Below are 24,504 nucleotides of genomic sequence, written 5' to 3'. Positions count from 1 at the left end.
ATGCTGCACAATCGGCGCGCAGCCCTCTCGCCGGCAGGATGGAACCGATGAACGGACCGAGCTTCAGCAGCAGCGCGCCCTTTGAAACCCATGTGGTGCTCAACCAGCCGCCGCCGTTTGCGGGCCGCCATCTATGGACCGACGACGTGGCCCTGGCCGAGGCGGTGCAGCGCGAAGGCGGTGCCGCGTTCGCGCCACGGCTGGGCGTGTATGGCGCGCTGGCGGGCAACCAGCTCTACCAGCTGGGCTTTGATGCCAACCGTGACCGGCCACGGCTGCGCACGCACGATGCGCAGGGCCATCGCATCGACACGGTGGAGTTCCACCCGGCGTACCACCAGCTGATGCACGCCGCCAAGCAGCATGGCGTGGCGGGACTGTCATGGCACGAGCCGCAGCCCGGCGCGCACGTCGCGCGGGCGGCGTTGAGCTACCTGCACCACCAGGCGGAAGCGGGCACCAGCTGCCCGCTGACCATGACCCATGCCGCGGTGGCAGTGCTGCAGTCGCAGCCGCACCTGGCCGAATGGGCGCGCAAGGCGGCCTCACCGGTCTACGACGCGCGCGACGTCCCGGTGGCCGACAAGGCCGGCATCACCCTGGGCATGGGCATGACCGAGAAACAGGGCGGCTCGGACGTGCGCGCCAACAGCACGCGCGCCGAGCCCATCGACGGTGAGCGCTATCGCCTGGTCGGCCACAAGTGGTTCTTCTCGGCGCCGATGTCCGATGGCTTCCTGGTGCTGGCGCAGGCGCCGGGTGGGCTGACCTGCCTGCTGATGCCGCGGCGGCTGGCTGATGGTGATCGCAACGCCTTCCACCTGATGCGGCTGAAGGACAAGCTGGGTGACTGGTCCAATGCGTCCAGCGAGGTGGAGTTCTGTGGCGCGCAGGCCTGGCGCGTGGGCGAGGAGGGCAGGGGCGTGGCCACCATCATCGGCATGGTGATGATGACCCGGCTGGACTGCATGCTGGGCGCAGCCGCGGAAATGCGCATGGCGCTGGCGCAGGCCCTGCACCATGCACGCCACCGGCGCACCTTCGGCAAGCCGCTGGTGGAGCACGCGCTGATGGGCAACGTACTGGCCGACCTGGCGCTGGAATCGGAGGCGGCCACGGTGCTGGCGATGCGTATCGCGCGCGCGGTCGATCGTGCCGGCAGCGATCCGCAGGAGGCCGCGCTGGCGCGGCTGGGCACGGCGCTGGGCAAATACTGGGTGTGCAAGCGCGCGGCTGCGTTCGTCAACGAGGCGCAGGAATGCCTGGGCGGTGCCGGCTATGTGGAAGAGTCGATGCTGCCGCGGCTGTACCGGCAGGCGCCGCTGAATTCGATCTGGGAAGGCAGCGGCAACGTGCAGTGCCTGGACGTGCTGCGCGCGCTGGGGCGCGAGCCGGACGCGATGCGGGCGCTGCGCGCGGAGCTGGAAGTGGTGGCTGATCGCGACACAGGTTATGCGGCCGCGCTGCAGCGCTGGGCGTCGGCACCGGCGCCGGATGAATCGCAGGCTCGGCTGTTCTGCGAGCGCACGGTGCTGCTGCTGCAGGCGGCGCTGCTGCTGCGGGCGCGCAGCCCGATGGCCGGGGTGTTCGTGCGCAGCCGGCTGCAGGGCGAGCATGGGTTGGTGTTCGGGACGCTGCCGGGCGGGGTGGATGTGGGCGCGATGATGGCGCGGGCATTGCCGCAGTAGGTGGCCAACGGCGGGGCCCCTCGTGGTGGTCTCTGTATCGTGAGCGGGCCGCGCGGGTGGGTTGCGCAGGGGACGCCGTGAATACGTCCTTGTAGGCTCGAGCGCGCCATCCATGGCGCTTACGCCCCTGCGCAACCCACCCGCGCGGCCCCGGACGGTTTCCGGGCGCGTCCACCACGGAATCGACTGAAAAGCAGAAAGCAGAAAAGCCGCGGCAGTGCCGCGGCTTTTCCTGTAGAGCCGAGCCCATGCTCGGCTGCGGATAACGCGCGCTGCGCTGCGTCAGTGCTTGGCTTCTTCCTTGGCGGCGTTGGCGCGGGCGTCGGCGGCGACGTCGCTGGCCTTGTCGGCGACCTTCTGCGCGGCCGTGGCGGTGGCATCGCTGGCGTGGGCGGCGGCATCGGTGGCAGCGGCCTTGGCCTGGTCGGCAGCGTTGGCGGTGGCGTCGGCAGCATTGTCCAGCGCCTGCTGGGTGTCGGCGGCGGCGTGCTCGGACGCTTCGGCCGTCTTGTCGGCGGCGTCGCGGGTTGCGGCGGCGGCCTTGTCCACGGCTTCGCGTGCGGCGGCGCCGGCGCTGTCGGCAGCCTGCGCGGCGTCCTGCCTGGCCTGCTCGGCCTCGGGGCCCTTGCAGGCGGCCAGTGCCAGCAGCAGGGAGGCGGCCAGCAGGGTGGTGGTCAGCGGACGGGTCTTCATGGCGGGCTCCAGTGCTGCAATGGATGGGGACGCCAGCCTATTCATGCCTTCGTGAAGGCCCGGTGGTGGTGCGTGCAGCACTGCAGCAGGCAAAGAAAAAGCCGCTGGCGAACCAGCGGCTTTTCCAGAACAGCGTGAAGAAAGAAGTTATTACTTCTTGGCTTCTTCAGCAGCGTCCTTGGCCTGCTCGGCGGTGCCTTCGGCAGCCTTGGCAGCGTCGGCAGCAGCGCCGGCAGCAGCGTCGGTGGCAGCAGCGCCAGCCTGGGCAGCAGCGTCGGTCGAAGCGTCGGCAGCGGTGGCGGCGGTGTCAGCGGCCTGCTGGGCAGCGTCGGCGGTCTGGGCGCCAGCAGCGGCGGCCTGGTCGGCAGCAGCCTGGGCTTCGGTGGCGGCTTCGTTGGCCGAAGCAGCGGCGTCCTGGGCAGCTTCCTGCTTCGAGCAGGCGGCCAGGGCCAGGGCCAGGGACATAGCGACCAGCAGCTTGTTGATGCTCATTGTGTGAATCCTCGTCGTTGAATTAGGCAACGCGCAACTGCGCGCCGACAACATGATGACAAGCCACGTTTGGCTGTCAAGCGATCCCGCATTCATTTTTGCGAAATCAGCGTTAATCCCTTTCAGATCAATTCGATGGCGATAGCCGTTGCTTCGCCGCCACCGATGCAGAGCGTGGCAATGCCGCGCTTGCCGCCGTGCGTGCGCAAGGCGTTGACCAGGGTCACCACCAGACGCGCACCGGAGGCACCGATCGGATGGCCCAGTGCGCAGGCACCGCCATTCACGTTGATCTTCGCATGCGGGATGCCCAGTTCACGCATCGGCGCCATGGCGACAACGGCGAAGGCTTCGTTGATCTCGAACAGGTCCACCTGGTCGAGCGTCCAGCCGGTCTTCTGCAGCAGGCTGTGGATCGCGCCGATCGGGGCGGTGGTGAACCATTCCGGTTCCTGCGAATGGGTGGCATGGCCAACGATGCGCGCCAGCGGGGTGATGCCGCGCGCAGCGGCGTCTTCCTCGGCCAGCAGGACCACGGCGGCGGCGCCGTCGGAAATGCTGGAGGAGCTGGCGGCGGTGACGCTGCCGTCCTTCTTGAATGCGGGGCGCAGGGTCGGGATCTTGGCGATGTCCGAACGGCCCGGCTGCTCGTCGGTGGCGAACTCGACCTCACCCTTGCGGGTGGCGACCTTCACCGCGACGATCTCGCCGGCGAAGGCGCCATTGGCCTGTGCGGCCTGGGCACGGCGCACCGATTCGATCGCGTAGGCGTCCTGTTCCTCGCGGGTGAACTGGTACTTGTCCACCGCGCATTCGGCGAACTCACCCATGGCCTTGCCGTCGTAGGCGTTGACCAGGCCATCGTGGGCCATGTGGTCCACCGCCTGGAAGTTGCCGAAGCGGTTGCCGGTGCGTGAATTGGGCAGCATGTGCGGGGCGTTGGACATCGACTCCATGCCGCCGGCCACAACCACCTTGGCCGAACCGGCCTTGATCAGGTCATGGCCGAGCATGATGGTCTTCATGCCCGAGCCGCACACCTTGTTCAGCGTGGTGGCACCGGCCGACAGCGGGATGCCGGCAGCGATGGCGGCCTGGCGGGCCGGCGCCTGGCCGAGGTTGGCCGGCAGCACGCAGCCCATCAGGACTTCGGAAACGTCGCTGGCCGGAACCCCGGACTGCTCAAGGGCGGCGGCGATGGCAGCCGCGCCGAGGGTCGGGGTGGGCACGCCGTTGAACTGGCCGAGGAAGGAGCCGATGGCGGTGCGCTTGGCGGCGGCGATGACGATGTTGGACATGGCAATCTCGTTGATGCGTGAGCAATGTTCGGAAAGGAGACGGCGGCTGTTGGATGCAGCGCTGTTTCCCGGCAGACTGCGTGGGGGTCGGCCCAAGTATAGAGGGTCGGCGATGGCTGCCGCTGGGCAGCCCTTGATGCCTGCAGGGACGGTAGCAGGCCAACGTTCATGGGATGGAATCGATGGAACGCACGACGATGGCAAGGTCGATCCTGGGATCGGCACTGGTGGTGGCGTTGACGGCATGTGGCGGCGGAGGTGGCGGCGGCAACGTGCGCGTCGATCCTCCACCGACCACGCCCCCCACCACGCCACCGCCGACGACACCGCCACCGGCCACGCCGGCCGAACCGGCCATCAACGCGCACCTGTCCATCACCCAGGCCGACGCGGCGCGCAGCGCGGGGCTGGATGGCAGCGGCGTGCGCATCGGCATCGTCGATTCGGGCGTGCAGCGCAACCATCCCACCCTGAGCGGACGGGTGCTGGCCAACTACAGCTACGTCGACCCGCGCAGCAACAACCTCAACAACGATGACGTGGTCGGCCACGGTACGGCGGTTGCCGAGCTGGCGGCGGGCAAGGCGTTCGGTTCGTGGCCCGGTGGCATCGCGCCGAATGCGCAGATCGTCTCGGCACGGATCATTTCCGACACGCGTCCCACCGACGATGGCACGGGCAATGGCAACGAGGTCGATGGTGCGCTTGGACTGGCCGGGGTCCATCAGGACCTGATCAACCAGGGCGTGAAGGTCATGAACAACTCATGGGGCGGGTTGTACTGGACCAACGCCGCCGCCACCGCCCCCATCGCCGCCGAGTACCGTCCCTTCATCATCAACAACAACGGCCTGGTGGTGTTTGCCACCGGCAATGAAGCCAAGGCTGATCCGTCCGACATGGCGGCGCTGCCCAGCCAGGCGGGCCCGGGCAACTCGCGCCCGGCGGCCGACCTGGAGCGCGGCTGGCTGGCGGTGACCGCCGTCGATTCCACCGATCCCAGCAAGCGCGCCAGCTATGCCAATGCCTGCGGCGTGGCCGCCAGCTACTGCCTGGCCGCACCGGGCGCGGCGATCTTCGTCAATCCGGAGTACCCGACCGGCTCCGCGCTGCTGTGGAACTACGGCACTTCGTTCGCCGCGCCGCTGGTATCCGGTGCGGCGGCGCTGGTGTGGCAGAAATACCCGTACTTCAGCAACGACCTGGTGCGGCAGACCCTGCTGGGCACCGCCACCGACCTCGGTGCGCCCGGCGTGGACAACGTCTTCGGCTATGGCCTGCTGAACATCGCCAAGGCCATCAACGGCCCGGCGAAGTTCGACTGGGGCAATGCCACGGTCAACGTCTCGCAGACCGGCCTTGATTCGGTCTGGAGCAACGACATCAGCGGCAGCGGCGGGCTGGTCAAGCAGGGCGTCGGCGCGCTGGGCCTGTCGGGCACCAATACCTACACCGGCGATACCCGCATCGAGCAGGGCACGCTGGCGCTGCGCGACGGTGCGTCGATCACCTCCAACGTGGTCGTGGTGCCGCAGGCCGGTGTTCCCGAGGCCGCCGCGCTGCAGTTCATGACCGGTACCAGCCGGATCAAGGGCAACGTCGACAACGGCGCCACCGTCATCCTGCGCAACGCCAACACCACGGCCACCATCGAGGGCAACTACCTGCATCGCGCGGGCGCGCGGCTGAGCATCTCGCTGGGTTCCAACCCGCTGGAGATCACCGGCACGGCCACCCTGCAGGGCGGTGACGTGCACGTGGCCAGCATCATCAGCGGCTACGTGGCCGCCGATGGCCGCACCCAGACCGTGCTGCATGCCGGCCAGGGTGTCACCGGCAGGTTCGACGGGGTCAGCAACAGCCTGCCGCAGGGCACCCTGCTGCAGAGCTCGCTGAATTACGGCAGCGACAACGTGGTGCTGGTCACCGACCGCATCAACGTGACCCAGGCCGCCAGCCTGGCGCGCGCATCGGATGCGGCGTTGGCATCGGCATTGCGCGTGGAGTCGGCGTTCGAACGCCTCGATCTTGGCGCCGGCTCGTCCTCCTTCGCCGACGGTGCCGCCGCGCTGCAGCGCGTGGACGGCAACCAAGCCCTGCAGGCCAGCCTGGACAGCCTGTCCGGCAAGGCGCATGCGCTGGCCGCGGCGGCCACTTTCGACAGCATCGACCTGGGCCGTCGCGCGTTGTCAGCCCGCTTCGGCCAGGTGCAGGCCGCGCCGCGGCTGGGCGGTTCGTGGCAGAACGCGCTGGGCGATGCCGGCCAGGGCAGCTTCTCGGCCAGCGGCACCGACACCCGCGGCTGGATGATGGGCCAGGACGTGGCGATGGGCGGCAACGGCGTGCTGGGCTTTGCCTTCGGCGAACTGCGCAGCTACAGCAACAGCAGCTGGGGCGGTGATCGCGGGCGTGACCGGCAATCGCAGGCGCAGCTGTACGCCGGCTGGAGCAGTGGCGGCGCCTACGCACTGGGGCAGGTCGGCGCCGGCCAGTTCACCCGCCAGATCGACCGCCAGCTGCTGCTGGGGGCCGGCCAGTACGGCGTCAATGCGCGCTATGGCGGCAGCTTCAGCATGGCCAGCGTGGAGACCGGTTACCGCTTCGGCTCGGCCCGCGCCGCGCTGACACCCTACGTGGGCGCCGACTACGCGCGCGTGGACAACGATCGCTTCAGCGAACAGGGCGGGCTGGGCTTCGGCCTGCGCACGCAGGGCGGTAGCAGCAGCCGCAGCCAGGCACTGGCCGGCGTGCGCGCCGAACGGCAATGGCGTGGCTGGTCGCTGCGCGGTTATGCCGAGTGGCAGCAGCTGCTGTCCAGCCAAGGCCTGGATGCGGACGCGAGCTTCGTCGGCGTCGATGCGTGGGCACCGATGGCCGGCCTGCAGCCGACCCGTTCCGGTGGCCTGTTCGGCGTGTCGGTGGAATCGTGGTTGAGCCGCAACACGCGGCTGGCGTTTGGCTACGACCAGCGCTTCGGTCCGCGCGGCGATCTGCGCCAGGTGGCGCTGCGCTACAGCGCGGCGTTCTGATCGGGTTGCCTGGGAGTGCCGGCCGCTGGCCGGCACTACCGGTATTCCTTGCCGGGTGGATCAACCGCCGCGCAGGTTGCCCAGGCGCGGAGTGCTGCGGCCCAGCGGCATCTTCAGCTTGCCGATGGACAGGATGCGCGCTTCGGCGATGCGGTCGGCGGCGCGCTGCGGTGCGATGTTCTCGCGCTGCGACAGCTCGAAGATGCGCGTGAGGTTGTGGTAGATGCTGCGGATCAGGCGCATCGCGCGTTCGCGGTTGTAGCCGTCGATCTCCAGCGAAACGTTCATCACGCCGCCGGCATTGACCGCATAGTCCGGCGCGTAGAGGATGCCGCGCGCATGCAGTTCATCGCCGATCTCCAGGCTGGAGAGCTGGTTGTTGGCGGTGCCGCAGATGATCTTGGCCTTGATGCGCGGCAGGGTGTCGGCGTTGATGGCGCTTTCCAGCGCGCACGGTGCGAACACGTCGGCGTTGACCTCGTGGATCTCGTCCGGCTTGACCGCCTCGGCGCCGAAATCACTGACCGCGCGATCGACCAGGCTGCTGTCCAGGTCGGTCACGTACAGCTTGGCACCGCGGTCGCGCAGCAGCTTCACCAGTTCCATGCCGATGTGGCCCAGGCCCTGCACGGCAATGCTGGTCTTGCCCACTTCCTCGTGGCCGAACTTGAAGCGCAGTGACGCCATCAACGCCTGCAGCGCGCCATAGGCGGTGAACGGGGCCGGGTCGCCCGAGCCACCGTGGACCTGGTGCACGCCGGTCACGAACTGGCTTTCCAGGTAGATGTTTTCCATGTCGTTGACGTCGGTGCCAACGTCCTCGGCGGTGATGTAGCGACCGCCCAGCGAATCGACGTAGCGGCCGAAGGCGCGGAACAGCACCTCGGTCTTGTCCACCTTCGGGTCACCGATGATGACGGCCTTGCCGCCACCGACGTTGAGGCCGGCCAGTGCATTCTTGTAGGTCATCGTCCGGCTCAGCCGCAGCACGTCGGCCAGCGCCTCGTCGGTGCTGGCGTAGGGGCGCATGCGCACGCCGCCCAGGGCCGGGCCCAGGGTGGTGTTGTGGATGGCGATGATCGCCTTCAGGCCGGCATCCTGGTTGTGGCAGAACACAACCTGTTCGTGGCCGGTGGTGGCGAGGGTTTCGAATAGCATGGCGTCTCCGATGGCGCGATCAGCGGCGAACTGCAGCGAACTGCCAATGAACGGTAGGGTCCCAAAACAAAAAAAGCGACGTCGTCATGGCTGGGGGACGGGTCGCGCGGCGCCATTCTAGTCCATTCCCCCGGCATCTGCCGTGCAGATCCGAGCGGTCCGGGTTAAAGAAGATGAAAGTGCGGCCGATGCAGCGTCGACGGCAGGTGGCCGATGTGAAGAACGCGCAGGGGCAGTCAGTGGCAGCAGCAGTGCAACGACAGGGCCGACCCGGATGAGGCCGGCCTGGTGGCAATCGCTGGTGGAATGGGTGTCCCGGCGGGCTGGCACGGACCCGGTGCGGCTGGCCACGGCACCGCGGCAGGCCGTGGCCGCCGCTGCGGCAAGCCTGCAGGGCGAGGCGCTGCAGCCGGCGGAGATTGCCGCCCACCTGCAGCGCGGCCTGCATGCGCTGGCGCTGTACCCGCACCTGGTGGGCGAGCTGCCTGAAGGGCAGCCCTCGGCGTTGGCCGACGCGGTGGACCGTGCCCTGCAGGACCGCGACTGGGCGACCCGGCAGCTGCCGCGGCGCCCGCAGCTGTTGCCGCAGCTGATCCAGACCGTCAACGACGAGGTGGCCTCGGCCCGGGTGATGGCGGCGATCATCGGTCAGGACCCGGTGCTGACCGGCAACCTGCTGCGCATCGCCAACAGCCCGGCCTACAAAGTGCACGAACGGCCGGTGGACAGCCTGCAGCGGGCGGTGACCCTGGTCGGCACCGAGGGCGTGCGGCAGATCATCAGTGCCGTGCTGGTGCAGCCGGTCATGCAGGTGCAGTGCGAGGTGTTCCCGCAGTTCAGCGCGATCATCTGGGAGCACGCGCTGCTGGCCTCGCGCGCGGCCGCCGACCATGCGCGCACGGTCACCTTCGGCGATGCCTTCGCCGCGCAGTGGCTGGGCCTGGTGCAGGGCCTGGGCGCGGCCCTGGTGATGCGCCAGCTGCTGCAGGAAGCGCAGGCACGTGGCGAGACGGTCGCGCCGGAGGTGGTGCTGGACCTGCTGCAGCGCTGGTCGCTGCCGCTGGCCCAGCGCGTGGCCGCGGCCTGGGACCTGCCCGAACCGGTGCACCAGGCGCTGGCGGCCGATGCCCAGGGCCCGCTGGCCGACAGCCTGCGCCTGGGCAGCGCGGCGGCTGCCGCCAGCCTGCTGTGCCGGCACGGCCACGGCCCCCAGGCGCGCATGCTGGCGCTGCTGGAGCAGCTGCCTTCGGCACCGCCGCACGCCCTGCGCTGGATCTGGCGGCGCCTGCACGGGCGCAACGTGGAAACCCTCGACGAGGCCATGCATGACGCGCACGGCGAGGCCGGGGCATGAGCGCTACAGCTGCGATTCCACCGGCAACCAGCTGATCACGTGGGCGGTCAGGCGCGCGCCCAGGGTGCTGCCGGGCTCGCGGCCCACCCAGTGCGGCGGTGGCTGCCGCTCCAGCCAGCGCAGGTCATCGTCCGGCCCGAGCGCCAGCCACCAGCTGTGCAGCGGGTCGGCCAGGCGCAGGTATTCCTCGCGCAGCCGCGCACCCAGCACCGGGTCATCGAACAGCACGCCCATTTCGGTGTTGAGGTAGGCCGAACGAGGGTCGAGGTTGAATGAACCGACGAAGCCGCGGCGGTCGTCGATGACGAAGGCCTTGGTGTGCAGGCTGGCACCACTGCTGCCGAACAGGCTGGATTCGCCCGGCTCGCCGTGCGCCTTCAATTCGTACAGCTGCACGCCGGCCTTCAGCAGCGGTGCCCGATAGCCCATGTAGCCGCCGTGTACCGCCGCCACGTCGGTGGCGGCCAGCGAATTGGTCACCACGCCCACCTGGGCACCGCGCGCGGCCATCGCCGACAGGCCCTGCAGGCCATCGCGACCGGGCACGAAGTAGGGCGATACCAGCAGCGCGGCATGGCGGGTGGACTGCAGCTCCTCGACCAGTGCGCTGACCAGCCAGCCATCGCGCGCATCATCGCGATGCTTCATCGGCGGGTCGGACAGGATGCGCACGCTCGCGCTCCAGTGCAGCGGGTCCGGGCCCGGCTGGCGCAGCGCACGCGACGCCTTGACGCGCTGCAGGTAGGGTTGCGCCCGGGCGTGCAGTGCATCGCGGTCGGACTGGCGCAGCAGGGCGCGCAGCTGCGCATCGGTGTAGCTGGCCAGCGCGCCGATGGGAATGGCCGCCGCGCTGTTCCAGTAGTCGTCGAAGATGCGGTTGGCCTGTTCCACCGCAGGCCCGGCCACCACCAGGTCCAGGTCCTGGAAGTTGACGTCGTTGCGCGCGCTGAAATATTCCTCGCCGATGTTGCGGCCGCCGACGATCGCCACGCGGCCGTCGGCGATCCAGCTCTTGTTGTGCATGCGGTGGTTGACGCTGAAGGCGCGCTGGATCATTTCCAGCGTCCGCGCGATGCCGCTGCGGTTGCGGAACGGGTTGTACAGGCGGATCTCGATGTTGGGGTGCGCATCGAGCGCCATCATCAGCGCGTCCTTGTCCTTGGCATTCATGTCATCCAGCAGGATGCGCACGCGCACGCCGCGTTCGGCCGCGTCGTACAGCGCCTTGGCCATCAGGTGGCCCACCAGGTCGTCGTGCCAGATGTAGTACTGCAGGTCCAGGCTGCGCCCGGCCTGTTCGGTGATCTTCGCGCGCGCGGCGAATGCATCCATGCCATCGCTGAGGAACGCCACGCCCGATTGCCCGGGCCGCGCGTTCTGTTCGGGTACCAGCTGGCGATCAATGGCGGTCTGCGCCGGCTGCAGCGGCAGCACGTGCGAGACGGGCCCCCGCGCCTGCGGCGTCAGGTGGTCGGCCAGCAGCAGGCCGGACAGCACCAGCACCAGCAGGGCGGCGATGATCAGTGCGACGACACGCAGCACGCGTCGCCACATGGGTTTGCGCAGGCTCATGCCATCGATGGTAGATCCACGCCCTGCGTGGATGCCACCACTGCGGCAATCAGAACCGCTCGTCGCTGCCCAGGTAACGCCACTGCGCCGGCGGCAGCGGCCCCAGGGCCACGCGGCCGATACGCAGGCGGCGAACCGCGGCAACCTGCAGGCCGGCGTTGCCGACCGCCGTCCGCAGGCCCTTGGCGGTCAGGCCCTTGCCGGCAAAACGCAGGCGCTGCTCGTTCTGCCAGCTGACCTTGGCGCCGCCGGATTCGTGCTGCAGCCGGGCCATCAGCCAGGGGCCGCGCTCCGGGCCACCGTCGGCCACTTCCACCAGGTACTCCTGCTCGGTGCGGCCCAGGTTGCGCTGCAGGTGGGCGAGGGTGGCCGGATCCTGGCTGACCACCACCAGGCCACTGTCGGCGGCCGGCAGCGATGCCGCCAGCTGCAGCCCGTGGAAATGACGCTGCAGCGGGCGGATGTCGCTGGCATCGAGCTCGCTGCGGGTGGCGCTGCTGACCAGCGCGCACAGCGTCTCGGCGGCGACGCCGGCCGGCTTGTGCAGCAGCATGGTGACCCGCTCGGCCTTGCTGTCTTCGGCCTGTTCGGCCATCACGATCACGGCGCTCTCATCGACCGGGCGCTGCGGCTGCTCCACCACCTCGCCGTTGACCGTCACCCAGCCACCTTCGATGTAGCGGCGCGCTTCGCCGCGCGGGATCCCGAGCAGGGCGGACAGGCGTTTGTCGAGGCGGGTCGGTTCCATGGTGGGCAGGTCGGTCAGGGGGCGCGCAGTGTAGCTGCTGCGGCCGGTCAGCGCTGGCTGCGGTTGGCCAGCTCGGTCAGGTACAGGCGGGTATCGAACTCCAGCTGCAGGTAGTCCGGCTCCATGTGCTGGCACAGCTGGTAGAAGGCCTTGTTGTGGTCGGCTTCCTTCAGGTGGGCCAGTTCATGCACCACGATCATGCGCAGGAAGGCCGCCGGCGCCTGGCGGAACACGGTGGCGATGCGGATCTCGCGACTGGCCTTGAGGCGGCTGCCATGCACGCGGGAGATGGCGGTATGGGTGCCCAGCGCATGCTTGATGACCTCCAGCGTGTTGTCGTAGCAGACCTTGTTGAGCGGTACCGATTTGCGCAGGTAGCGGTCCTTCAGGTCCTGGGTGTAGTCGTACAGCTGGCGGTCGCTGCGCACCTCGTGCGGGTCGGGGTAGCGCTGCTGCAGCCAGGGGCCGAGCTTGCCCTGGGCCAGCAGTTCGCTGACCTGGGCGACCAGGGGTTCGGGATAGCCGGTGAGGTACTTCAGGACTGCCATGCAGGGGCGGCGGGGCGTCGGTAGAATGGGGCATCCAAGATTACACGCGGTACGCAACGACCATGGCAAAGCCCAACGCGCTGCAGGAACAATTGCTCAAGGCCGGCCTGGCCAAGAAGTCGCAGGCCAGCGCCGCCGCGAGCGCGCAGGCCAAGGCCCGCCAGGGCAAGGCCGAATCGACCTCGGCCGAGGTCCAGCGGGAAGCTGAACGCGCCCGCGCCGAGAAGGTCGAGCGCGACCGCGCGCTGGCCGCCGAGCGCAACGCCCAGGCCAAGCTGGCTGAACAGAAGGCGCAGGCGAAGCAGATCATCACGGCCCATGCCGTGCCCCACAAGGGCGATGACGAATACCGCTTCAGCGACGGCGGAGCGATCCGCACCCTGCTGATCGACCCCAAGCTGCGCAAGGCGCTGTCGGTGGGCGTGCTGGTCATCGTTGCCCAGGGCGAGGGCTACGCGCTGCTGCCGCGTGCCGCCGCCGAGAAGGTGCGCGAGCGTGCCCCGGAGGCGATCATCGTCGACCACGGCCAGCCGGGCTCGACTGCGGAGATTTCCACCGGCAACGCCGAGGACGACGCCTACTACGCCCAGTTCCAGGTGCCGGACGACCTGGTCTGGTAAGGCGCGGCTGAACCAACGGATACGACCGCCGGGCCCGGCCCGGCGCGACCGTTTGCGGCGGGGTGGATCGTCCCCATATCAGGCGACACACCTGCGGAGGATGGCCATGGCCACCGGTTGGGCGGGAGACGGCGCGGTCCAGGACCAGATCGACGCCACCGTCGACGATGCGATTGCCCGCGCGCGGCGCCAGCTGCGCGAAGGCCCGGGTCTGGAACACTGCGAGGAATGCGACGCGCCGATTCCGTTGGCGCGGCGCCAGGCCGTGCCCGGCGTACGGCTGTGCGTGGCCTGCCAGCAGGCGCTGGACGACGAGGAGCAGGCGCATGCCGGCTACAACCGGCGTGGCAGCAAGGACAGCCAGTTGAGGTAGGGGGTTCTATTGCAGGGCTGCGCCCTGCACCTGCTCAATGCAAAGGCAACGTCAAAAGCCAGAGCGGCATTCCGTGGGATGGCGGGGCGGTGTGGGTGGTCAGGACACGCCGTAAACCCGTCCCTGGGGGCTCGATGGCGCCATCCATGGCGCCAACGGTCCTGCCCACCCACACCGCCCCGCCTCTGACAGATTCCGTCCGCTGTTGGCAAATGCAGCTGTTGGTGGGTGCCGACCGTTGGTCGGCACATCTGTCAGATATCGAATGAATTCATCCACGCATGGCGTGGATCTACTGGGACGTGCGGTTGTTGGTAGGTGTCGACCTTGGTCAACACATCTGTCAGATATCGAATGAATTCATTCGTGCCGACCAACGGTCGGCACCCACCAAAGCAGAACGCCGTTCTGACAGATCGCGGAGAACTGTCGAAGGCGGGGTGGGTCCGGTTGAGGGGGTGTGAGCGCCATGGATGCCGCGACCAAGCCCCCATGGATGGGTTCACAGCGTCCCCCTCAACCGGACCCGCCCCGCCAACCCACGGAAAGCCAGCTTCTGCTCTTGCTCTGGCCTCTGCAGGTGCAGGGCGCAGCCCTGCAAAAACCCTCAACCCCTCAGCCGTCGCCCTGGATGCCACCCGGGGCCTGCGAGGGATCCCGCCAGCGCCGCACCGTGCGCTGGAAGAACAGGTTGTTCGGCAGCTGCAGCACCGTGCCCTCGTGGCCGTTGCCCGTTTCCTGCAGCGTCGTGTAGATCAGGTTCACGTCGATCACCCGGCCCTTCAGCCCCGGCTTCTCGCCGTTCTCCAGCACCTCGATGTAGTCATGCAGGCGGAACGGACGGGTGGTGAAGATCAGCAGCGTGCAGAAAATGTTCGACAGCACGCTCCACGCCGCGAAGAACGCTACCGCGCCCACGGCGGCAAAACCGGTGAAGGCCGTCCACAGCACCGATGGCTTCGCGCCCAGGAGGCTGAGGATGTACAGCAGCGCACTGAAATAGACCACGAAACTGGTGATCCGGCGCGCGCCCATCGCCATCTCCGGCGGCAGCGTGTAGTGCTCGGCGAAACGGCGGATCAGGCGGCGGGCCAGTACCCGCAGCAGCCAGGCAACCACCAGCACCAGCACGATCTGCAGGGCGATGCCGATGTAGTTGAGCCACGGATGGCTCCAGGCGGGCAGGTGATCCTTCAGCGACAACATCATGGGGCGACAACACGTGGCGATAACGGCCCTTGATGTTACCCGGCGCGTGCCGGGGTTTCGACCGATCCTGGCCAGGCCACGCAGACCACCGCCTGCCGATGCTGATGCAGGCAGGCCTGGCTGCTGTCCGCGCGAAGCTGCAGCGACAGGTCCAGGGCCTGCAGCACGACGCAGGCGACGATCACCAGCAGGGCGGCGCAGGAGGAGCTGGACATGGCGGGACTCCGGGGATTTTCACCAAGGACCCTGCATGGATGCAGCCAGCATCGAAAAGGTTGCAATGGCGCCGCCTTCAATCGGCCTTAAACCTTTTCCAGCGTCGCCGCATCCAAGCGATATGCTCGACACCACCATGCCCGCGCTGCCTGCCACCACCGACGCCGACGCCGTCGACGAACCCGCCCTGGTGCGGGCCGCGGCGGCGGGCGACATGGGGGCCTACGAACAGCTCTACCGGCGCCATTCGCCGCGCGTGTTTGCGGTGTTGTGGCGCCTGTGCGGCGGCCAGCAGGCGCGCGCCGAGGATGCGCTGCAGGAAGCTTTCCTGCAGGCCTGGAAGGCGCTGCCGGGGTTCCGCTTCGAAAGCAGCCTGTCGACCTGGCTGCACCGGCTGGGCGTCAACGCAGCGCTGATGGAGCTGCGCGGCCGCGCCGCCGGGCCGGACCATGACAGCCTGGACGAGGTCGATGGCGGCCTGCAGGAGCTGGCCGTGCACGATCGCTGCGCCGGCACCGAGCGCGATCTGGAACGCGCGCTGGCGACGCTGCCACCACGGGCGCGTGCGGTGCTGGTGCTGCACGACATCGAAGGCTGGAAACACCAGGAAATCGCCACACAGCTGCAGATGGCCGTCGGCAGTTCCAAGGCACAGTTGCACCGCGCGCGGAGTCTGTTGCGCGCGCGTCTGGGAGACATGACATGAGTACCCACGAAACCGACCACGACCACGACCCTGCGCTGCAGGCGCGGCTGCGGGCACTGCCCGGGCAGCGCATGCCACCGGCCGATGGCTGGGCACGCCTGGCGGCGCAGTTGCCACCGCGCGAAGCGGCACCGGCAGCGGTGGAGCATCCCGGCAACGTCGTGGGCCTGCCGCGCCGTGCCCGCCCGCGCTGGTGGCTGCCAGCAGGCGCTGCGCTGGCCGCCGGCCTGGCGGTGTATGCGGTGGCCCCGTGGCGGCAGGCACCGCTGCAGGCACCTGCGCCATCGATGCTGCAGCTGCAGGCAGCGGCAATGACCGAGCAGTACCAGCAGGCCGTGGCATCGCTGCCCGGTGCCCGCGCCGCGGAATGGCAGCCGGCCCTGCACGAACTGGATGAAAGCGCGGCACAGATCCGTGCTGCGCTGGCGCAGGACCCGCGCGCACCGCACCTGCTTGGACAGCTCAAGCGTACCTATACGCTGCGGCTGGAACTGACCCGGCAGGCGGCGCAGGCCGCCGCGGCCGGACTGACAACCTGAGGAGAGACCCCCATGCGAACCCTTTTCCCGCTCTGCGCTGCCTTGCTGCTGCCTGCCCTGGCCCTGGCCGATACACGCGTGGATGAGCGCCACACCCTGGCCAGCGGTGGCCGCATCGAGCTGAGCAACGTGGCCGGCAAGGTCACCGTGCGCGGCTGGGACCGCAACGAAGTGCAGCTGACCGGCAGCCTCGGCGATGGGCTGCAGCTGCGGCAGGAAAAGAGCGCCAACCGCGTGCGCTGGGAAGTGGAATACCCGCGGCGCCACACCAACGGCACGGCCACCCTGGTGTTGAATGTCCCGCGTGCCTCGGAACTGCTGCTGAGCACGGTCAGTGCCGACCAGGACATCAGCGGCATCGACGTGCGCCGGCTGCAGGCCGATACGGTCAGTGGCGACCTCAATGCCGCCGGACGCAGCGGCGACAGCAAGCTCAACACGGTCAGCGGCAACGTCGTCGCCAAGCTGCAGACGCCGCGCCTGGATGTGAACACCGTCAGTGGCCGCATCGAGGCGGGTGGGGGCGTGTCAGGGGATATCGGCGCGCAGACGGTGTCCGGGCGGGTCGGCGTGGATGCCGGCCGCATCCAGCGCCTGGCGGTGGAGACGGTCTCCGGCGGCATCGACCTGTCCACGTCGGGCCTGGCCCCGGGCGGTCGCATCAACGTCGAGTCGGTCAGTGCTTCGGTCAACCTGCGGTTGCCGGTCAAGGTCTCGGCCCAGCTGTCGGTGAACAGCTTCGCCGGCTCGATCAACAGTGATGCCGGCACCGTGGAGCGGCCGCGCTATGGGCCGGGCAGCAGTCTCGATACGAAGCTGGGCGGCGGCGATGGTGACATCCGCATCCAGTCGCATTCGGGCAGCGTGCGGGTCAGCCTGGACCGCTGAGCGCGGCCCGGCAGGCCGCGGCGGCAGCGCCGCCGCGGTCAGGGTGGGTCAGCTGGCTTTCTTCAGCGCCCAGGTGGTGCCAAGCACTTCGATCTTGCCACCGCTCTTGCGGAACGCGGCCAGATCGGACGCAATCGAATCGCTGCTGACCGTGGTGCTGGCGGCCGCGCCCTTGCGTTCGCTGCGGATGCTGTTGGTAGCCTTCGCGGGGGTCTTTGCCTTGCGGGGCATGGTTGCTCCTGTCAGGTGGAAGGGGAGGAAAGCGACCAGGCATCAGCCTGGCGCAGGTAATCCTGCCGCTCGCGGCGGCAGTCGTCGCCACCCATCGAAAACTGGCGGCAGATCGCCGGGCGCTGCGAATAGATCGTGCAGCGCAGGTGATAGGGATCGATCGCCGCGCACCAGCCCTCGTCATTGCGCGCCATCACGGCACGGCCGTGCCTGTCGCGCGAGGTATACTGGCGGGGCACGTCGTCGCCGGCCTGCAGCAGCACGGGCAACCGGCAACAGACCGCGTCACAACGGCGGCAGTCGATGGGTGCAGGTGCTTCTTCAGGTTGTGCGGCCACAGGGGCCAGGCGGGTGCCCAAAGCGGGTCTCGATGGCGGCTCGGGTAGTACGCGGACCATGAACGAGCCAGAAGGCATGGCCGCAAGGCCCGTCAAGCGGGCCAAGCCCTACCCGGGTACACACACCGGCGCAGCCGGCGGAAGGTAGAGCCCTATCAAGCCTACCGAGGGTAGCAAACTCCGCGTAACGTTTTGTTAATCCCGGCTGGCTGCCGCGAGCGCCAGGCCCTGGACCACGCCCAGCGAGGGCTCGCCATGGACCATGCGGGCGCCCGGGAAGGCCTCGGCCGCCGCCTGCCGCAGGTAGCCGGCGCGGGACATGCCGCCGGTCAGGAACACCGCATCCGGGTCGCCGCCGATATCGCTGCGGACCTGTGCCAGCAGCTCGCGGATCTGGGCCAGGTAGCCCGAGGCGGCGGTGGCCAGGCCTTCGGTGCTGCTGTCGGCATGCAGGTCGCGGGCGATGTAATCCAGGGTGCTGCGGTGGCTGGGGCTGCTGCTCAGGGCGATCTTGGCGCGTTCGACGTCGCGGTACAGGCGTGCGGTGTTGCCGGTGTCCTGCAGCGCCTGCAGGCGCGAACCCCACGGATCATCCACGTGGTCGTACTTGTGCTGGCGGAAGTCGCGCTGGCGGGTCATGTCCTGCACCGTGGCCGCTTCCACGTAGTGGTGGGCGGGCACGCGGGTGACGCCGCGGCCGAACAGCGGCATGTAGCTGGACAGGCTCAGCGACAGATCGATATCGGTACCGCCGCGGGCGATACCCCAGGCGCGGTGGATGCGCGGAGCGGCATCGCCGCCCACTTCGGCGTGGGCGATGTCGGTGGTGCCGCCGCCGATATCGACGATGACGGCCTGGTGCCGCTCGCGGCTTTCGGCGTGGTAATGCATGGCCGCCGCCGCCGGTTCTTCGAGGAAGTCGATCTGGTCGAAGCCGGCCTGGGTGGCGGCCTCGCGCAGGATGTCCAGCGCCTGGTCGTTGCCGGCGGCGCCGATCGAGCTGCGGAACTGCACCGGGCGTCCGAGCAGGGCCGCGCGCAGCGGCTGGCCGAGCTGGGCACTGGCGGTCAGGCGGATGTGTTCGAGGATGTGCGCGGCGATGCCGGTGATGGTCTGCCGCGCGCGCGGGTGCAGGTTGTAGCCGAGCATCGACTTCGGGCTCTGCACGAGGTTGCCTTCGTGCTCCTCGAAATAGGCTTCCAGGGCGTCATCGCCGTAGATGGCGTTCTGCAGCAGGTCGCTGGCGCTGCGTTCCTTGCCGGCGCGGGCTTCCATCCACTCACGGCGCAGGGCGCGCAGGGCTTCGCGGCGCAGTGCCTGCGGGGTGCGTTCCTGGCCGGCGGCGCGCGCGGCACGGGCGGCGCTGTCGATCATCTGCTGCAGTTCGTGTTCCTGGCCGGCGTCGAGCTGGAAGTCGTCCGGGTCGGGCACCACGCCGGGGAAATACACGCTGGTACGGAACTGTTCGGCGTCACCGAAGCGGATCGGCAGCAGCTGTCCATCACGGACGATGGCGGCGGCGGAGTTGCTGGTACCGAAGTCGATGCCAAGGCGCATGGGGAGGTCCGGGGGCGGGCGGGGGCCGCGCACTCTGCTGCAGATCGGGTCTTCCTGCAAGTTCCCCCTCTGCTTCGGATGGGTTCAGCGCCTCCCTGCTTCGTGTTCAGCCGAGGGGGCGGCCGGAGCAGGACACGCCGTAAACCCATCCATGGGGGCTCGTAGGCGCCTTGCTCGTGTGCGCTGTCCTGCGCACACGGCAAGACCGGGGTTGGGCGTCCTGCCCAACCCGCCCGAGGCATGCCTCGGGCCCATGGCGCCTGCGGTCCTGCTCCGGCCGCCCCCTCGGCTCTCGACAGTTTCCCTGAGCGCGGCAGCAAACGGCAGAGCGCGGCTCTGGCCTTTGAATTTTCCGGCCGCCGGCGCGGGAAACTGTCCAAGGCGGGACGGAGAGGGGCCGTCGGGACCGTAGGCGCCACGGATGGCGCCTACGAGCTACATGGACGTATTTACCGCGTGTCCCGGCGGCCCCTCTCCGTCCCGCCCATGCGATATCAGTCAAGGCGCTGCACGCGGAAAAATGGAAGCACGGACCCGCCGGTTACAATGGCGGCCGTTGATTCATTTTGAGGTACTTGCTGATGTCGTCCGCTCCCGCCTGCCCGCAGTGCACCCTGGAAAACACCTATGCCGATGGCGCGCTGTGGATCTGCGCCGACTGCGGTTTCGAGTGGACCGCCGAGGAGGGCGCCGGCGCGGCCCTGGTCGTGCGTGACAGCAACGGCAACACCCTGCAGGCCGGCGACACCGTCACCGTCATCAAGGACCTGAAGGTCAAAGGCTCGTCCATCCCGCTCAAGCAGGGCACGGTCATCCGCAACATCCGCCTGGTCGAGGACGACGCCGAACACATCGAAGGCAACTCGGACAAGATCAAGGGCCTGGTGCTGAAGACCTGCTTCCTCAAGAAGGCCTGAGCCGTCCTCAGCGCCGCGCCTGCTGCGTGCGCAGGCGCGACAGGCCGTCCAGCTTGGCCTGGTAGCGCTGCTGGTTGCTGTTGCCGCCCAGCGCACGTGCCCGCGTCAGCTCGCGGTCGGCACGCGCCAACTGCCCACTGAGGAAATACGCGCGCGCCAGCCCGAAATGGAACTGGTGCGCGTTGTCGTACAGCTGCACCGCGCGCCGGTAATAGCGGATCGCCAGGGCCAGGTCGCCACTGCGCTCCGCGGCGGCACCGGCCATGTACTGGGCGAACGGATCATTGCGCTGCACGGCCTTCAACCGCTGCTCCAGCGCCTGCGCCTGCGTGACCAGGCCCAGGCTGCGGTAGAGCACGCTGGCGTTGACCAGTGCCGAATCCTCGCGGGCATCCAGCCGCAGCGCCTGCTCCAGCGAGATGCGCGCGCCGGCGAGGTCGCCCTGGCGGCTGTCCAGCACGCCGAGGTTGTTCCAGGCGGGTGCAAAATCCGGCGCGCGGGCCAGTGCCGCGTTGAAGAAGTCGCGCGCGCCGGCCATGTCACCGGCGGTCATCCGCTCGGCGCCGCGGTTGTTGTAGAAATGCGCCAGCGCCCGGTCCAGCGTGATCGCATGCGGGCCGCGGCGGTCATAGAGGATGTTGCGGTCCAGGTCGACGGTGCCGCTGCGCCCGTTCACCACCACGCCAACATTGACGTGGCCCACGCTGTAGACCACGCCCTGGTCCTGGTCCTGGTACCAGGACACGACGCGATCCACTTCCTGCACGCTTGCCTGGATGCCCGCCTCGCGCGCAAGCGTGGCAAACAGCAGGGTGAAGGCCAGGCAGTTGGCCTGCCGCTTCTGCCAGATTTCCGAAAGCGTGTAGGTCGCATTGGGGTCGTACTGCAGGTCCAGTGCCTGCGCACCGAAGATCATCTCGGCCAGCGCCTGCAGGCGCTGCTCGCGTGAACTGTGGCGGGCGATCACCCGTGCCTGCAGCATCTGCCGCAGCGGCGGGGGAATGGCCAGCACCTGTTCGGGGGTCGGCACGCTGGCCACCGCAACCGGCGCGGCCGGTGCCACATACGGCGCCGGTGGCGGCGGATCCTGGGCCAGGGCGCTGGACGCACCAGTGGCAGCCAGCAAGGGGGCAAGGCAACAAGCGGCAAGACGGCGCATGGCAGTTCCCTGCAGCGGCGGGCAGCCCCGCCTTCCGGCAGTGTAGACCTGCGTGGGGAGGCCGGTATCAACCATTGGTCGGCGGCACAGGTTCATCCACACCCGGTGTGGACCAGCCCGCGACAAAGCTGTGGACAACCCGTTGCCAGCGTTGCCGCGCAGGCGATGTGAGCGGCTGGTGAAAAATTGTCCAGCTTGCCCGCAGCGGCTGCCGGCGGGATGATCCGTGCATGGACTTCGCCCCGATCCCGCTGGCACCGGCGCAGTGGCAGGCACTGCAGGATGCCTACGCCACGCCACCGCGCGCCTACCATCACTTCGGCCACGTGCGCGCGGTGCTGCAGCACTGCCAGGACGTTGCTGCCGGGCCCGGCTGGCAGCAGCCGGCCGAGGTGTACCTGGCGGTGCTCTACCACGACGCCATCTACCAGGCGGGGCGCAAGGACAACGAAGCGCGTTCGGCCGAACTGGCACGCAGGGCCATCGCCCAGGCGCCGGAGCTGGCTGGCGTGGATGCGGCACGGGTGGAGCAGTTGATCCTGCTGACCGCGCGCCACGGCGAACTGGGGCCGGACGACGTGGATGCCGAGGCGGCGCTGTTCCTGGATTGCGACATGGCCATCCTGGCCGCGCCCGAAGCGGTGTTTTCCGCCTACGACCGCGGCGTGGCCGAGGAATACCAGGGCGTGGTGCCGGGCTTCCTCTATCGCGCTGGCCGCCGCCGTTTCCTGCAGGGCCTGCTGCGTGCGCCGCGCATCTTCCTCAGCGATTTCTTCCACCAGCGGCTGGACGCGGCCGCGCGCGCCAACCTGCGCCGACAACTGGACGCCTGAGCGGGGCCGTTACACTGGGCGCCTGTCCGCAACGTTCTGCCTGCCCGTGACCGACCCCGTGCCCGCACCTGATCCCGATCCGCGCCCGCTGCCGCCGGAAGAACCCGGCCCCAACGAGTGCTGCGGCAGCGGCTGCCCGCTGTGCGTGCTCGACCTGTATTCGGACGAGCTGCAGCGCTACCGCAAGGCGCTGTCCGAGTGGCAGGCGCGGCACCCGCAGGAGACACCGTGATGCGCGCGCGGCCGGCGGCGTTGCTGGCCATCGTTGCGCTGCTGCTGTTCATCGCCACTGCCGTGTGGACCCAGTTCGCACGCGCCGACCTGGACTGGGTGCAGGCCACTCTCAGCCTGTACCTGCATGGCCCCTGGGGGCTGGCGCTGCGCAGTGCCTACTGCCTGCTGGCGCTGGCCATCGCGGTGCTGGGCATCGCGCTGTACCGGCACAGCACGGGGCCGCGGCGCAGTGCCGCCGCACCGCTGCTGTTCACCGTGGCTGCGCTCGGCCTGGCCACCGTTTCCATCGGCGACAGCTGGTTGCCCTCAGCGACGCCACTGCTGGCGCCGCTGGTGCATGGCCTGGCGGCCAACACCGCGTTCCTGTGCGCCAGCGTCGGCATGCTTCTGCAGGCGTGGTACCTGCGCCGCGAACCGGGCTGGCAGCGCAGTGCGGCCCTGCTGTGGGGCTGGGCGTGGCTGGCGTTTGTGCTGCTGTGGCTGCACGTGTTGTGGCGGGCCGGGCCACCGCGTGGGCTGGGCCAGAAGACAGTGATCGTGGTGATTGCCGGCTGGCTGCTGTGGCTGGCTTTTGCCCTGTACCGCCGCGGCCAGCGCAGCGCATCCGACTGAATCCCCAACGGCCTGCACCGGTACGTGCCGTGCACGCGGTGGCGGCGTATCGTGTGCGCATTCCACCGGGGATGCGATATGAAGCGTGCAGGGCTGGGCAGGGCAATGGGTGTGGTGCTGGCGCTGGCTGCGTTGCCGGCCATGGCGGCAGCGAACGTGCAGCAGTTCAGCCATGGGCGCTTCGACCAGGTACCGGTGCACATGCCTGCGGGAACACCGCAGCGGGTGGTGATCTGGTTCCATGAACCAACTGCCGGTGGCGATACCAGCCGATTGCCGATTGAAGCCCTGCGTGCCGACGGTGCCCTGGTGGCGGCGGTGGACATCAGCCACCTGCGTGGCGTGCTCAAGCGCGAAGGCAATCCGACCTGTTCGTTCGGTGCGGGTGACGTCGAGAATTTCTCGCGCTGGCTGCAGGCCTCGCTGCACCTGCCGGGCTACCACCTGCCGCTGGTCGGCGGTGATGGCGAAGGCGCGGAAATGGCCTATACGCTGGCTGCGCAGGCCGACACGCAGGTGTTTGCCGGGCTGCTGACCACCGGCTTCTGCCCCGACCACAGCCACGAGCGCATGGTCTGCGGCGATGGCGTGAAGCACAACCGGCTGCAGCCGACCGATCTGAATTTCCCGTGGCTGAGCGCGGCCGGCGGCAATGCCTGCAAGGCCGGCCAGGCCAGTGCGTTCGTGCAGCAGGTGGCGATGGCGCGTGAGTTCAAGCGCACTGCCCGCGGTGACGCCTCGCCCGGCCTGGTGGCGGCGGCACGGGTGGTCGGCGCGCAGGCCGGAGTGAGCCTGGCACCGCCACCGGATGCATTGAAGGGACTGCCGGTGGTGGAAGTGCCGGCCAGCGGCAACGGCGATACCCTGGCCATCTTCGTGTCGGGCGACGGCGGCTGGGCCGGCCTGGACAAGAACGTTGCCTCGTCGCTGAGCGAACATGGCGTGGCCGTGGTCGGCATCGATTCACTGCGCTACTTCTGGAGCGAGCGCACGCCCAAGGGCTTCGCCGCCGACCTGCAGAGGATCATCGCCCACTACAAGCAGCAATGGCGCCGCGACAAAGTGATGCTGGTTGGTTTCTCGCAGGGCGCCGACGTCCTGCCAGCCACCATCAACCAGCTCGACGCGGGCACCCGCGACGGCATCGAGCGCATCGCGCTGCTGTCGGTGGGGCGCAAGGCCGATTTTGAATTCCACGTCAGCAACTGGCTGGGCGGTGGCGGCGGCGGCCTGCCGATCGCACCGGAAGTGGCGAAGCTGCCTGCGGCCAAGACCCTGTGCGTGTACGGCAAGGATGACGAGGACGCACTGTGCCCGGACCTGCCGGCCAACGATGGCGTGCAGAAGGTGAAGCTGCCGGGCGACCATCACTTCAATGGTGATTACGATCGTTTGGCTGAGGTGATCCTCAAGGGCGGCGCGTAGGCCGCACCCACCGGTAGCGCCGGGCCATGCCCGGCGGAGAGCGTGCGAACCAACGGTTCGCACCCAC

The 24,504-nt window shown here is 68.9% G+C and carries 26 protein-coding genes; 13 read left to right on the top strand and 13 right to left on the bottom strand.

All coding sequences use genetic code 11. The features are described from left to right. Positions 1 to 47 precede the first annotated feature (47 nt). Positions 48 to 1,688, top strand: coding sequence for an acyl-CoA dehydrogenase family protein (locus tag C1927_RS15405; RefSeq protein WP_108747148.1), 1,641 nt, complete (start codon positions 48 to 50; stop codon positions 1,686 to 1,688). A gap of 282 nt (positions 1,689 to 1,970) precedes the next feature. Here the strand turns inward: C1927_RS15405 and C1927_RS15400 are convergent, their stop codons facing one another. The 3 genes from C1927_RS15400 to C1927_RS15390 form a co-directional block, all read right to left on the bottom strand. Then, the gene (locus C1927_RS15400) at positions 1,971 to 2,381 is read right to left on the bottom strand and encodes a hypothetical protein (protein WP_079222731.1); all 411 of its coding nucleotides are present in this window, start codon (positions 2,379 to 2,381) and stop codon (positions 1,971 to 1,973) included. Positions 2,382 to 2,531: 150 nt separating this feature from the next. Next, entirely contained in the window at positions 2,532 to 2,873 is a 342-nt protein-coding gene (locus tag C1927_RS15395) for a hypothetical protein (RefSeq protein ID WP_079222730.1), read from the bottom strand. 122 nt (positions 2,874 to 2,995) lie between these two features. Beyond that, a complete protein-coding gene (locus C1927_RS15390; RefSeq protein ID WP_108747147.1) occupies positions 2,996 to 4,171 on the bottom strand; it encodes a thiolase family protein in 1,176 nt (391 codons plus the stop codon). A 182-nt stretch (positions 4,172 to 4,353) separates the two neighbouring features. Between C1927_RS15390 and C1927_RS15385 the strand changes: the two genes are divergently transcribed. Further along, entirely contained in the window at positions 4,354 to 7,200 is a 2,847-nt protein-coding gene (locus C1927_RS15385; protein WP_108747146.1) for an autotransporter serine protease, read from the top strand. A 60-nt stretch (positions 7,201 to 7,260) separates the two neighbouring features. Here C1927_RS15385 and C1927_RS15380 read toward each other — a convergent pair whose 3' ends face one another. Then, positions 7,261 to 8,358 carry a Glu/Leu/Phe/Val dehydrogenase dimerization domain-containing protein gene (locus C1927_RS15380; RefSeq protein WP_079222727.1) on the bottom strand — a complete coding sequence of 366 codons (1,098 nt, stop codon included), beginning with the start codon at positions 8,356 to 8,358 and terminating at the stop codon, positions 7,261 to 7,263. Positions 8,359 to 8,632: 274 nt separating this feature from the next. On the opposite strand from C1927_RS15380, the gene C1927_RS15375 reads away from it, so the two are divergent. Then, on the top strand, positions 8,633 to 9,712 hold the full coding sequence (locus C1927_RS15375; protein WP_079222726.1) for an HDOD domain-containing protein: 1,080 nt from the start codon (positions 8,633 to 8,635) through the stop codon (positions 9,710 to 9,712). A gap of 3 nt (positions 9,713 to 9,715) precedes the next feature. Here C1927_RS15375 and C1927_RS15370 read toward each other — a convergent pair whose 3' ends face one another. From C1927_RS15370 to C1927_RS15360, 3 genes are read right to left on the bottom strand one after another with little or no spacing between them, the layout of a single operon-like run. Next, positions 9,716 to 11,284 (bottom strand): phospholipase D family protein, encoded by a 1,569-nt coding sequence (locus C1927_RS15370; RefSeq protein ID WP_079222725.1) that lies wholly within the window; start codon positions 11,282 to 11,284, stop codon positions 9,716 to 9,718. 49 nt (positions 11,285 to 11,333) lie between these two features. Then, a complete protein-coding gene (locus tag C1927_RS15365) occupies positions 11,334 to 12,032 on the bottom strand; it encodes an RNA pseudouridine synthase (protein ID WP_079222724.1) in 699 nt (232 codons plus the stop codon). A gap of 47 nt (positions 12,033 to 12,079) precedes the next feature. Beyond that, positions 12,080 to 12,580, bottom strand: coding sequence for a M48 family metallopeptidase (locus tag C1927_RS15360; RefSeq protein WP_079222723.1), 501 nt, complete (start codon positions 12,578 to 12,580; stop codon positions 12,080 to 12,082). 62 nt (positions 12,581 to 12,642) lie between these two features. On the opposite strand from C1927_RS15360, the gene C1927_RS15355 reads away from it, so the two are divergent. Beyond that, positions 12,643 to 13,200, top strand: a complete 558-nt coding sequence (locus C1927_RS15355) for a DUF2058 domain-containing protein (protein WP_079222722.1) — start codon at positions 12,643 to 12,645, stop codon at positions 13,198 to 13,200. A gap of 106 nt (positions 13,201 to 13,306) precedes the next feature. Continuing rightward, positions 13,307 to 13,573, top strand: a complete 267-nt coding sequence (locus tag C1927_RS15350; protein WP_079225322.1) for a DksA/TraR family C4-type zinc finger protein — start codon at positions 13,307 to 13,309, stop codon at positions 13,571 to 13,573. A gap of 615 nt (positions 13,574 to 14,188) precedes the next feature. On the opposite strand, the gene C1927_RS15345 is transcribed toward C1927_RS15350, so the two are convergent. Further along, a complete protein-coding gene (locus tag C1927_RS15345) occupies positions 14,189 to 14,782 on the bottom strand; it encodes a mechanosensitive ion channel family protein (protein WP_079222721.1) in 594 nt (197 codons plus the stop codon). 35 nt (positions 14,783 to 14,817) lie between these two features. Next, entirely contained in the window at positions 14,818 to 14,997 is a 180-nt protein-coding gene (locus C1927_RS15340) for a hypothetical protein (protein WP_079222720.1), read from the bottom strand. Positions 14,998 to 15,119: 122 nt separating this feature from the next. On the opposite strand from C1927_RS15340, the gene C1927_RS15335 reads away from it, so the two are divergent. The 3 genes from C1927_RS15335 to C1927_RS15325 are packed head-to-tail and all read left to right on the top strand — an operon-like array spanning position 15,120 to position 17,131. Further along, entirely contained in the window at positions 15,120 to 15,704 is a 585-nt protein-coding gene (locus C1927_RS15335) for a sigma-70 family RNA polymerase sigma factor (protein WP_108747145.1), read from the top strand. Beyond that, on the top strand, positions 15,701 to 16,243 hold the full coding sequence (locus C1927_RS15330; protein ID WP_108747144.1) for a hypothetical protein: 543 nt from the start codon (positions 15,701 to 15,703) through the stop codon (positions 16,241 to 16,243). The genes C1927_RS15335 and C1927_RS15330 overlap by 4 nt, the downstream gene beginning before the upstream one ends. 12 nt (positions 16,244 to 16,255) lie before the next feature. Then, entirely contained in the window at positions 16,256 to 17,131 is an 876-nt protein-coding gene (locus tag C1927_RS15325) for a DUF4097 family beta strand repeat-containing protein (protein WP_108747143.1), read from the top strand. Positions 17,132 to 17,179: 48 nt separating this feature from the next. On the opposite strand, the gene C1927_RS15320 is transcribed toward C1927_RS15325, so the two are convergent. From C1927_RS15320 to C1927_RS15310, 3 genes are all read right to left on the bottom strand, one after another. Then, complete coding sequence (locus C1927_RS15320; RefSeq protein ID WP_079222716.1) at positions 17,180 to 17,362, bottom strand: hypothetical protein; 183 nt, start codon at positions 17,360 to 17,362, stop codon at positions 17,180 to 17,182. Between the two features lie 11 nt (positions 17,363 to 17,373). Next, positions 17,374 to 17,667, bottom strand: coding sequence for a YkgJ family cysteine cluster protein (locus C1927_RS15315; protein WP_108747862.1), 294 nt, complete (start codon positions 17,665 to 17,667; stop codon positions 17,374 to 17,376). 228 nt (positions 17,668 to 17,895) lie between these two features. Then, positions 17,896 to 19,257 carry an Hsp70 family protein gene (locus tag C1927_RS15310; RefSeq protein ID WP_108747142.1) on the bottom strand — a complete coding sequence of 454 codons (1,362 nt, stop codon included), beginning with the start codon at positions 19,255 to 19,257 and terminating at the stop codon, positions 17,896 to 17,898. 581 nt (positions 19,258 to 19,838) lie between these two features. Here C1927_RS15310 and C1927_RS15305 point away from each other — a divergent pair. Beyond that, complete coding sequence (locus C1927_RS15305; protein ID WP_108747861.1) at positions 19,839 to 20,174, top strand: zinc ribbon domain-containing protein YjdM; 336 nt, start codon at positions 19,839 to 19,841, stop codon at positions 20,172 to 20,174. A gap of 7 nt (positions 20,175 to 20,181) precedes the next feature. Here the strand turns inward: C1927_RS15305 and C1927_RS15300 are convergent, their stop codons facing one another. After that, on the bottom strand, positions 20,182 to 21,333 hold the full coding sequence (locus C1927_RS15300) for a tetratricopeptide repeat protein (protein ID WP_108747141.1): 1,152 nt from the start codon (positions 21,331 to 21,333) through the stop codon (positions 20,182 to 20,184). A gap of 230 nt (positions 21,334 to 21,563) precedes the next feature. Here C1927_RS15300 and C1927_RS15295 point away from each other — a divergent pair, with 230 nt between their 5' ends. From C1927_RS15295 to C1927_RS15280, 4 genes are all read left to right on the top strand, one after another. Then, positions 21,564 to 22,166: a hypothetical protein gene (locus C1927_RS15295; protein WP_108747140.1), complete on the top strand. Its 603-nt coding sequence runs from the start codon at positions 21,564 to 21,566 to the stop codon at positions 22,164 to 22,166. 46 nt (positions 22,167 to 22,212) lie between these two features. Next, positions 22,213 to 22,398, top strand: a complete 186-nt coding sequence (locus C1927_RS15290; RefSeq protein WP_079222712.1) for an oxidoreductase-like domain-containing protein — start codon at positions 22,213 to 22,215, stop codon at positions 22,396 to 22,398. After that, positions 22,395 to 23,012: a DUF998 domain-containing protein gene (locus C1927_RS15285; RefSeq protein ID WP_108747139.1), complete on the top strand. Its 618-nt coding sequence runs from the start codon at positions 22,395 to 22,397 to the stop codon at positions 23,010 to 23,012. Before C1927_RS15290 ends, C1927_RS15285 begins: the two co-directional genes overlap by 4 nt. 78 nt (positions 23,013 to 23,090) lie before the next feature. Then, positions 23,091 to 24,437: an AcvB/VirJ family lysyl-phosphatidylglycerol hydrolase gene (locus C1927_RS15280; RefSeq protein WP_301553983.1), complete on the top strand. Its 1,347-nt coding sequence runs from the start codon at positions 23,091 to 23,093 to the stop codon at positions 24,435 to 24,437. Positions 24,438 to 24,504: the final 67 nt, after the last annotated feature.

The organism is Stenotrophomonas sp. ZAC14D1_NAIMI4_1 (assembly GCF_003086775.1).
Classification (GTDB): domain Bacteria; phylum Pseudomonadota; class Gammaproteobacteria; order Xanthomonadales; family Xanthomonadaceae; genus Stenotrophomonas.
The sequence above is the reverse complement of the archived record's forward strand: the minus strand, read 5'-3'. Positions and strand labels throughout refer to the sequence as shown.